Below are 10,445 nucleotides of genomic sequence, written 5' to 3'. Positions count from 1 at the left end.
AACCTCACGTACGGTTTGATGAGGAGGGGCAGAAATTTTCTGCCCTTTACTCTAGTGGAAAGAATCGATTTGCGCAAAATTCATGTAAACCTGGACCTTTTTCTTTTCATAAAGGGACGGCGGTACAAGCACGCTCGAGTGAGTTTAGTGTCATTGCCAAGATTGCATTCCTCGTTCTACAATGTTATAGGTTAACGCCACGATAATTGAATATATGAGCATATTTTTATTTTGGCAGCCAAGGAGGGGAGGGCTGGGATGAAGAATTACGGAATTCCGCTCGGGATCGCGGCCCTCGTCACCATCATCGCGGTGTATGTGTACGGCTTCGGAACCGGGGGCACGTTCCAGATGGCGGAGCATGCCCTTCGTGATGCGCTGCGCACCAAGAGCGTGGCGGAGCAGGCTCCCGACGATCGGATCAAAATTATTGCGATTGACGAAGAGTCCTTGAATCAATTGGGGCCATTTCCTTGGCCGCGCAGCGTATATGCAGATATGATCAATAATCTGATGGAAGCGGGAGCCAAGTCGGTGGCGCTGGACCTGCTTCTCATCGATCCGGCTGCGGATGAGCGGGATGATGCGATGCTGTCGGAACAGCTGCAGCGCTATCCGCAAGTCTACCTGCCGGTTCAGGTCACCCTGCAATCCCGTCAGCCTGACGCGGAATCGCTCCTCGTGGACCGCGTCGATCGGCCGGCCGCATCTCTTCATGTGCGGGAAGAGCAGTTGGGCCATGTGAATGTGCTTCCCGATCCGGACGGGGTCATCCGGCATATGACGCTAGGGCTGCGCGACGAGAACGGCGAGCTGCTTCCATCGCTCGACGTGCTGCTCGCGAACCGGATGCTGCCCGAAGGGGAACGAATCCGTTGGGAAGAAGAGAAGCAGGCTTGGCTGCGGGGGGACAAGCCGATTCCGACGGATGCCCGGCATCAGGTGGCGACCGATTTCTTCACTTCCGCTTACGGTTATGGAGAGAGCGAGCTGAACGGCTATGATCGCCAGTCGTTCATCGATGTGCTGACCGGCATCGTCGATGCCGAGTATTACAAAGATACGACGGTCCTCATCGGTCCGTATGCGACCTCGCTCAGCGACAAGCATATGACGCCGCTCAGCCGGACGATGATGCTTCACGGTGTGGAAATCCATGCGAATATGGTTCAATCGCTCCTGGAGGGACGCTTCTATAAGGAAGCTCCCTTCGGCTGGAGCGTGCTCGCGCTCGCCGTGGGCATCGCCGCTGCCGCCTGGTGTGGGAACCGTGTCCGAGGCGTGCTGGGAGCAGGATGCGCGCTGCTGCTCGCCGGCCTCTATACGGTGATCTGGATCGCGGTCTATGAGACCGGCTCGATATTCATTCCGTATTTCACCGAAATATGCGGGATGGCCGCCTCCTATACGCTGCTTCTCGCCTATCGCAGCCGAGAGGAACAGCGGGCGCGCCAGCAGGTGGAAGATCTGTTCGGGCGGTACGTGTCGCCTGCCGTCGTATCGGAGCTTCTGCGATCCAGGGAGCCGATTCGGGTCGGCGGAACGCGCTGCGATATTACCGTCATGTTCATCGATATTCGAGGGTTCACTCCGCTCTCGGAACGGCTGGCCCCGGAGGAGACGCTCCAGGTGCTCAATCAATATTTGCATGCCTGTGCCGACGTCATCTTCCGCCACCAGGGGACATTGGACAAGTTCATCGGCGATGGCGTCATGGCCATCTTCGGCGCTCCCTATCCGCTGGAACGGCATGAAGAACATGCGCTTCAAGCCGCGTTGAGCTTGGTGAGGCGGGCCGAGTTGTTGAAGCAGACGTTGGGAGCGAAGGATATCGCCGTTCAATTCGGCATCGGGATTCAGAGCGGCGAAGCGGTCGTCGGCAACATCGGCTCGGAAGCGCTCCGGCTTGATTACACGGCGATTGGCGACACGGTCAATACCGCCGCCCGCTTGGAATCCCAAGCGAAGCCGGGACAGGTGCTTGTCGGGGAAGAAACGGTGCGCCGCCTTGGCAGCCGGTTCAACATGTCCGAGGTGGGGCCTCTCAAGCTGAAGGGCAAAGCGGAGCCGGTCCTCGTCTACGAGTTGCTGGCGGAACAAGAAGAGGCATGAATTAGGACCGAAGGACGGATTTCATACGTAAAAAGGATGGAAAAGTAAAAAAATGCTCGCAATTTGGCCTTTTTTATCCGATACAAAAAGAGAGGAGGGATAACGTGCAACGACGGAGATGGAAGCTGATGTTCATCATTGCATGCTGCTTATTGGTGGCTGGACTCATCCGGCCTGTGCCGGCTGCGGCTGCCGATAAGGCGGTGCGCGTAGCTCTCGTGAAGGAATGGAAAGGAACGGCCTCAGTTACGAAATCAGGCGGCGGCAAGCCGCTGCAATTATTCAAAAATATGAGCATCAACCAAGGTGACCGGATCGTCACCGGAGCGAAATCCCGCGTCGTGCTTCAACTGGTCGGCGGAGATGAGGAGGATGAGCTGACGATCGGAGAAGGGGCCGATGTTGCCTTTACCGAATTGGATGGGGGAAATGGGGCCAAGACGAAAATCGGAGTATGGGCCGGTTCTGTCTTTGCCAAAGTGAAGTCGATTCTGGGAGCGGACGATCGCTTCGAATTGGAAACGCCGACGACCGTGATGGCTGTCCGCGGGACTCAATTCGCGGTACGCGTCGATCCCGGCGCCGGATGGACGGATCTGCATGTTACCGCCGGTGTGGTCCGCACGCAGTACAGCGGCGTCGACACGAATTTCGCTATGCGGGGAACTCCAATCAAGCCGCTGTTCGAACGGGATGTGTATCCGGCGCAGGCCGCCAGCTTCGTTCCAACGGCATCGGGAGGAGTGCAAGCCTTGTTCGCGTATGCGGATACCGATTCGCTCGCGGCAGAGCTTGACCCCGCCGTACTGCGGGCGATGGTGAGCGGCTTCCGCGATGCGGCCGAGGAGAACAGCCGCTTGCTGCGCAAATGGCAGGAGTCGTCCTGCTCGACGGGACCGGCCATGGCGGCCGGAGCGTCTTGTCCCCTGCTAGACAGCTTCCTGGAGCTCGGAACGGATAAGGCGGGCAGCGGAACTTCGGCAGAGGCGCGGAGCAAGGTGGAACTCCGGATTCAACGCAATCTGGTCGCATTCCACGGCGTCATCGTCAGAGCGGCCCTGGAGGCCGGGAGACTGACGGCAACCGAAGCGGCGGCTTCCGGGATGGCTTGGCGCGACGCTGCCCTGCAGCTCACGGAAGGCGAACGGGAGCGTATCACCCAGATGAAGGAACAGCGAAGCCGCCTGGAGGAAGCCGTCTCCGCTGCCGACTCGGCTCTATCCAAGGAAGAGGAAGCGCGCCGGCAGCAGCAGGCTAAGCTCGATCGGGAGCAGCAGCTCCAACTGGAGCGGGACTATGCCGCATCGCTGGACAAGAAGGAACGTGATCGCTTCGCCGAAGACTTGGAGAAGGCCTGCCTTGAAGTATGCGAGAACGGGGAGACAGCGGCAATGTGCGTCGAGGCTTCGAAGCCAGGCAGTGCAAAGGAGGGGACTTCAGATAACTCTTCGGGGAATAGCGACCCGAACCCTGATCCCGATCCGGATCCAGACCCTGATCCAGACCCCGACCCGGATCCCGATCCGGAACTGCAGCAGGATGTACTGGAGCTGACCGCAAGCGCGACGGAAGTACAGGCAGGAGCCGCAGTCGAGATTATGGCGGTCTTGAAGCGGTTGACGCAAGCGGTTGACGTCGTCGGCATACAGTTCGCAGTCCATGCGACAGGAGGGACGATCGATCAGAACAAGCTTGATCAGAATGCCGGGCACTACCGTCATGGCGGCGGCAAATTCAATATTGCGCTGAGCCCGGATAACTATAATGAAAAGAACAGCGTGGATGCGGTATCGGTCACCGGCAGCCGGGTATTGTACCGTATTCTCGTCACGACGCCCGGAGCCATCCGCCTGGACAGCGACGACATGATGCTGACACTGCCTTATCTTGCCGGTTCGGGAGGAACGATGACCTTCACGATATCCGATATCCGGTTCTATGACGCGGCAGGTACCGCTCACTCCATTGCCCCGATGGAGAAGCCGCTGGAAATTAAAGTGAATCCATGAGCCAAAAAGGAGAACAGCATGAATCGAAAAGTAAAGCAATTCCGTTGGGCAAGCAAGATTCTCCTCCTTATGCTGTGCATTGGTGCGGCCAGTGCGGAAGGGACGGCTTCCGCGTCGTCCGCGCCAGCTCCTTTGACTCCGCCGGTGCAGGAAATGAGCCGCTTCGACAGCTTAGCGACCCCTGCGTTCGACTTCGCCGCCTGGAGCCGCTCCCCGATCTGGTACGAGACGATCGATTGGGCGGGAACGGGCGTGTCTGGTTCGGCTGACGGCCGTGCGGCACAGGCGCAGTTCCGCTATCCTGCCGGGCTGCTGGCAGGGAAGAACGGCGCGCTCCTCATCGCGGATACCTATAACCATCTGATCCGCCAGGCTAACGCTGCGGGACAGGTGAGCACGCTGGCCGGTCAGGTTCGCTTCGCTGCGGAGACGCGGGAGCCGAACGGGAGCTGGGCAGACGGCAAGGGCACGGAGGCCCGCTTCAATGAGCCGATGGGGATGGCGGAGGATCGATATGGCAATCTGTATATTGCGGATGCGGCGAACCACGTTATCCGCAAGCTGGACAAGTCGGGCCGGGTGACGACGGTGGCCGGCAGCGGTCTCGCCGGCTGGAAGGACGGCACTGGATTGGAGGCGCGCTTCAACGAGCCGCGGGATGTGGCCGTGGCGGAGGACGGTTCCCTCTACGTCGCAGATGCGTTGAATCATGTCATTCGGCGCATTGATGCGAACGGACGGGTGACGACGCTGAATGCCCGATCGAAGCGGATCGTCGAATACGCCCCTGGCGCGGTCGCGGCAGGAGGCGATTATGCGGACGGCAAGCTTGCGGAGAGCAAGTTCAACGAGCCGAGCAGCCTGGCCTTCACCTCTTCCGGTGATCTGGTCGTGAGCGATTCTGGGAATCAGCGGCTTCGCTTGGTGAATCTGAAGCAGAAGCGCGTGATAACGCTTGCCGGCGCCGGATCGGTCGCTAGCTACAGCCGCAAGTTCCCGGATGCACAGCTGTATGCCGAGGGAGGATACCGTGACGGCAAGGCGAGCGAGGCGCTGTTCAACGGCCTGGCAGGCATTGCGGTTACGGCTGAGGGCGGAATTGTCGTCGCCGATCGGTGGAATCATGCTATCCGCTATCTATATGATGGCAAGGTGTATACGTTAAGCGGCGGCGGGCGGACAGGTCATCAGAACGGCTCGGCGGAACAGGCGACATTCCGCGAGCCGATGGATGTGGCCGTGCTCAGCAACGGAACGATCGCAGTGGCGGACGGCTTCAATAATTCGATACGCCTTCTCCGCCGTTATACGCTGCCCGAGGAGGTTCGTTCCCCGTCGACCGCAAGCCCGTCCGCACAGGACACGGTCAATACGGTGCATAACGACCGTCGGGTCGATACGCCTGTTCCCGCGGTCATTCGGAATAATCGCGCCTTCCTTCCGCTGGAGCCTTGGAAGAAGATAATCGGATACGGAGTTGAAGAGCTGGAATCAGACCGGGTAAAGGTAACATTCGGCTCGTCCGTTCTTATTCTGGAGCGGGATGTGCCGCAAGTACAGATAGCGCTTAATGGAACGAAGCGGACGCAGACGCTGAGCGCGGAGGAAGCGCCCTTCCGGCAAGACGGGCAGTGGCTGATTCCGGCGCGCTTGCTCGATCACTTCGGGTTGCATGTGAGTTGGGTTCCGGAGCTCCGGACGCTCGTTCTTCGGGATACCGTATTTGAACGGCAAGACGCGTCAGGCGAAGCAGCCGGGCGATAAGGTAAGACCCCGGGACAGAAGATGACTGATGTGGAAAGGAGGAATCAGAATGCCCCCTCAATCCGGCCAACCGGCCCCTCAATGGTCCCCAAAAGACCAAGCCTATATGAAGGAGTACCTGGAATCCCATCCGGACAACCGGATGGCCTGGTATTTGCTAGGCAAGCAATATGAGCGTTCCGGGGAGCAAGGGAAAGCCAACTACTGCTTCAACCAGGCAGGAGATATCTATAAAGCGTTCGAAAATGAGCCTCTGCCGCAGGAGACCGTAGAGGAGCAGATGAAGGAGCGGACCGAGCGCGAGAAGCGGAGCCGGACGAAGGCGGCCCAGCTGCGGGCCGGGTTATTGGCCATTCTGTTCCTTCTGCTGCTCGTCCTCTTGCCGGGCGGAGAGGCGGTGGCTCCCGATGGAGCGCGGCTCAATGTTCAGCGGGACAAGGGCCATGCGCCGGGGCCGCATGAGGAGATCTCTGGCGGTACCTTCTACCGGCTGGTAGCCGCAGGAGATGACGAGGGCTATGCGCATGTCTTGAGGCGGATTCTGGAGAAGGATCGGAAGCGGGCGGGCGAGGATGTCGTCGTTCGGATGGAGTCCGATGAAGCGTGGCTCATCTGGTCGCGGACCCCCGAACCGGTTCTGTTGGCCAGCACGCCATCCGAAGGGGGACCGATCGAGATGCTGCCGCTGGCGGAACCGGATTGCCGCTGCGAGGAGGAGAGGCAGGCAGCAAGCCAAGGCGCGGCGTTGTGGACGGAAGCGAGCGAGCAGCGGCTGATTGCCAAGTCCGCCCTGACGGCCTACGTGAAGCAGGGCAAGGCTGCTCCGGATCAATGGCCCGCTATGGCGAAGGCCTATCCGGCCAATTCCGTATCCGGCACCTCGGCGGGAATTGAGCAGGCTTATGCGGGGGTGCTGCAGGTCTACCGGAACGGGATGGCCCGGGGATCGAAGCGGAAGCGGACCGAGCAGGCGCTCTCCCAGATGTGGGCCGATGAGGCCGATCCGTTCCGCGAGCCGATTCGAATCGTGGTCGATAAAAAACGGCATCGCCTCGGTGTCGTTAGCGGAGGCATCCTGCTTCGCAACTATGAGGTCGGGCTGGGAGGCAGCCGCACGCCGAAGGGGAAATTCGTCATCTCGGAGAAGGTGGTGAATCCGAATGGATCCTCGACCGGCGTCTTCGGAAGCCGGGGGATGACGCTGTCGGATACGCTGTATGCGATTCACGGCACGAATGAGCCGGACAGCATTGGTCGGGACGAGTCGCTGGGATGCATCCGCATGCTACCGGACGATGTCGAGGAGCTGTTCGACATGGTGCCGATCGGGACGGAAGTCAGCATAGAGTCGGATGTGCTGCCCGGCGTTCTGCGGGTTCCCGATCCGGAAGATCGCTACCGGCTCGATCTGACGCCGCAGCAGGACAACCCGGGCAAGGTCTACCGCTGGCTGGATTAACCGGCACGGCGGCACAAAGAGAGAGCCGTGTTCCCTCGGAAGCTCAGGGGCACGGCTCTCTTATTCCTTGAACGGTCAGGCATGTTATCCGTTCACCACTAGTAAGATGGAAACGATAATGACAAGAACCAGCGCGATGCCTCCCGCCCAATAAATGGCTTTCTTGTTCACGGCATCCTGCGGCTTGGTCGCGATAACGGGCGGTTTCCGTTTCGTTGCCATAGTTCATCACCTTTCTTAGTAATCGCTTGTTCACTGCCTTTATTGTAATCGTTTTCTGGGCAAAAGGCCAGACGAATTGAAAGTGAATCCAGACTTTTCTTTTGCCGAAGAAAGATTTAAACTATTTGTTAGGGCTAAAAGCGCCTGCTCTCTCCAGGACGGCTGCCGTGCCGGAGAAGGGGAGGCGACGAGCCACAAATCGTACCGAAGCAGGCTTATTGTCTGGCATGGATGAACGGAGTGAACACGTTGTTGTATCGATATATTGTAAAACCTCTGCTTTTTAAAATGGATCCGGAGCGGGCGCATCATCTCGTCATCGGGGGGATGTCCAAAGCGGGCCGCATTCCGGGCGTGCCAGCACTGCTGAGAGGGATATACGGGGTTGGAGAGGATCCGGCCTTGAAGACCGAGCTATTCGGCTTGTCCTTCCATACGCCGATCGGGCTGGCTGCTGGCCTGGACAAGAACGCGGAGGCGGTAAGCGGGCTCTCTTCGGTCGGCTTCGGGTTCATGGAAGTGGGAACCGTTACGCCCAAGGAACAGCCGGGGAACGAGAAGCCGCGCATGTTCCGCTTGCCTCCGGACGAGGCGCTTATTAACCGGATGGGCTTCAATAACAAGGGAGCGGACAGTATGCTGCATTCGCTGGAAGCACTGCGGAAGCGGCCGATTCCGGTATGGGTCAACATCGGCAAGAACAAAGTGACGCCGAACGAGCAGGCGCAGGATGATTATTTGTCCTGTCTCCGGACACTCTATCCGGTAGCAGACTTGTTCGTCATCAATATCAGCTCGCCTAATACCCCGGATCTGCGCAATCTTCAGCATGGCGACGAATTGAAGTCGCTGCTGCAGGCGGCCGTCTCGGACATGAAGCGGCTGAATGCGGAGCATGGCCGGAACAAGGCCGTGCTGGTCAAAATCGCTCCCGATGTGTCCGACGCCGAGCTGGAGCAAATGACGAATACAATTATGGCGAGCGGCGTATCCGGGATTATCGCGACGAATACGACGCTGTCCCGTATGGGAGCCGAGCACAGCAACCGGCTGGAGGGCGGCGGCTTGAGCGGGCGGCCGCTGGAGGAGCGATCTACCCAGGTCGTGTCCCAGCTGTATCGCCTGACGAATGGCTCGATCCCAATCATCGGATCGGGCGGCGTATTCAGCGCAGAGGACGCCTATCGCAAGATTCGGGCCGGTGCCAGTCTGGTAGAGATCTATACCGGCTTCATCTACCGGGGCCCGGGCGTTAACCGTGACCTGGCGGCGGGTCTGGCCCGCTTGCTGGCGCGGGACGGATACCGGCATATATCCGAAGCCGTTGGCGCGGATCACCGGTAGAACGATAAAGACATCCGCTTGGACGCTCATAGATAACGGACGGTGGGAATGACAGGAGGCGCTTGAATGGACGGAAGAGATTGGGGAAAGTTTTTGCTGCCATATGAGCAGACCGTCGAAGAGTTGAAGGTCAAATTCAAGACGATGCGCTCGGAACTGAAGAAGCGGGAAGAGTATTCGCCGATTGAGTTCGTTACGGGACGGGTGAAGCGCATCTCCAGTATTCTGGACAAGGCGAAGCGGCTGGACGTGCCGATGGACCAGTTGGAGCGCGGAATCGAAGATATCGCCGGCATCCGCATCATGTGCCAATTCGTGGATGATATCCGCAGAGTCGCTGAGTTCATCCGCCATCGCAAAGATATGAATCTGCTGTACGAGAAGGATTATATAACGAACTATAAAGAGAGCGGCTACCGCAGCTTCCACATGATCGTGGAATACCCTGTGCAGACGGCGCTCGGCCAGAAGATGGTCTTGGCGGAGATCCAGATTCGGACGCTGGCCATGAACTTCTGGGCTACCATTGAGCACTCGCTCAATTACAAATACCGGGACAGCCTGCCGGAGGATGTGCGGCTGCGTCTGAAAAAAGCGGCGGAAGCCGCGTTCATTCTCGATAATGAAATGTCCAGCATCCGGCAGGAAATATTGGAGGCGCAGCGCGATTTCGAGGATCAGTCGCGCCTGGTGCATCAATGTCTGGCGCTGATTCAGGAGCTGTACTTCTATCACAAAGTAACGGAAGCCGTCCAATTCCAGCAGCGGTTCAACACGCTGTGGGAGCGGGAAGACCGGGCGGGAATCAAGCAGCTGGAGGAAGATATTATCGATATGCTGCGGCAGGCGAAGAAATCTGGCTCAGACGGTGAATGAACGGGCTAAGCGATGCCGGAGCCTTGAATGAAGCCGTGGCGGCTAAAGAACAGAAGAGATGATAGCATAGGGACGGCATCCGGAAGGGGCCGTTCTTTTATGATATGAATCTCATGCATCAGCGTGAATCGTGGCCGGGCGCTGAAGAGAAGCAGCACATTGGATTGGCACAACAGCGCGCTATGGAGATTCTACAAAGGTGCTGCTCCATAAGTAGTTTTTACCTCCATTGAGATAGTCCCCCCTGCTTCTCACCGCTCGACTTGCCGAAAAGCTGCGAAAACCCCTATGACGTCTAAAATTTTCCATTTTTGACGTCTACTCCGTGACCGACATTCCTGAAAACTGCAGGATTTTTTGCCATGCCAATGGGTTGGAAGCAAAAATCGGGGAAAAGGATGTACTTTTCAGGCTGTTGAGAAAGTCCAAGGGATTTTATGGCATTTCATTTTTTATGTGGTGGATCTCGTCTCTCAGTAGAAACAATCGGGTTAAAACGCATGGGTGCCAAGTTTAGAGTAGGAAAATGGACAATCTCCACCCCTTAATAAAAAAACAGGGGTTTTCCAACGGCCTGAAAACTGCACCATTTCCCTAGACACGCCTATCCGGTAAGCGAAATCCGCAAAACTGCACGATTTCTCCAGACACGCCTATTC

At 58.1% G+C, this 10,445-nt stretch carries 7 protein-coding genes; 6 read left to right on the top strand and 1 reads right to left on the bottom strand.

Annotated elements, in window-relative coordinates; all coding sequences use genetic code 11:
* Nucleotides 1-258 precede the first annotated feature (258 nt).
* The 4 genes from DQX05_RS29675 to DQX05_RS29660 all read left to right on the top strand — a co-directional run bounded on the left by DQX05_RS29675 (nucleotide 259) and on the right by DQX05_RS29660 (nucleotide 7,344).
* Complete coding sequence (locus DQX05_RS29675; protein WP_119796829.1) at nucleotides 259-2,112, top strand: CHASE2 domain-containing protein; 1,854 nt, start codon at nucleotides 259-261, stop codon at nucleotides 2,110-2,112.
* Nucleotides 2,113-2,216: 104 nt separating this feature from the next.
* Nucleotides 2,217-4,121, top strand: a complete 1,905-nt coding sequence (locus DQX05_RS29670) for a FecR domain-containing protein (RefSeq protein ID WP_119796828.1) — start codon at nucleotides 2,217-2,219, stop codon at nucleotides 4,119-4,121.
* Between the two features lie 18 nt (nucleotides 4,122-4,139).
* Nucleotides 4,140-5,885 (top strand): stalk domain-containing protein, encoded by a 1,746-nt coding sequence (locus tag DQX05_RS29665; protein ID WP_259392310.1) that lies wholly within the window; start codon nucleotides 4,140-4,142, stop codon nucleotides 5,883-5,885.
* A 49-nt stretch (nucleotides 5,886-5,934) separates the two neighbouring features.
* Nucleotides 5,935-7,344 (top strand): L,D-transpeptidase, encoded by a 1,410-nt coding sequence (locus DQX05_RS29660; protein ID WP_119796827.1) that lies wholly within the window; start codon nucleotides 5,935-5,937, stop codon nucleotides 7,342-7,344.
* Between the two features lie 84 nt (nucleotides 7,345-7,428).
* Here the strand turns inward: DQX05_RS29660 and DQX05_RS31260 are convergent, their stop codons facing one another.
* The gene (locus DQX05_RS31260) at nucleotides 7,429-7,566 is read right to left on the bottom strand and encodes a hypothetical protein (protein WP_182914963.1); all 138 of its coding nucleotides are present in this window, start codon (nucleotides 7,564-7,566) and stop codon (nucleotides 7,429-7,431) included.
* Between the two features lie 249 nt (nucleotides 7,567-7,815).
* Between DQX05_RS31260 and DQX05_RS29655 the strand changes: the two genes are divergently transcribed.
* A complete protein-coding gene (locus DQX05_RS29655; protein WP_182914964.1) occupies nucleotides 7,816-8,910 on the top strand; it encodes a quinone-dependent dihydroorotate dehydrogenase in 1,095 nt (364 codons plus the stop codon).
* Between the two features lie 66 nt (nucleotides 8,911-8,976).
* Nucleotides 8,977-9,786, top strand: a complete 810-nt coding sequence (yjbM, locus tag DQX05_RS29650; protein WP_119796825.1) for a GTP diphosphokinase — start codon at nucleotides 8,977-8,979, stop codon at nucleotides 9,784-9,786.
* Nucleotides 9,787-10,445 lie beyond the last annotated feature (659 nt).

Origin of the sequence: Paenibacillus thiaminolyticus (assembly GCF_003591545.1) — a bacterium.
Taxonomy (GTDB): domain Bacteria; phylum Bacillota; class Bacilli; order Paenibacillales; family Paenibacillaceae; genus Paenibacillus_B; species Paenibacillus_B thiaminolyticus_A.
This window is presented reverse-complemented; position numbering and strand designations above follow the sequence as displayed.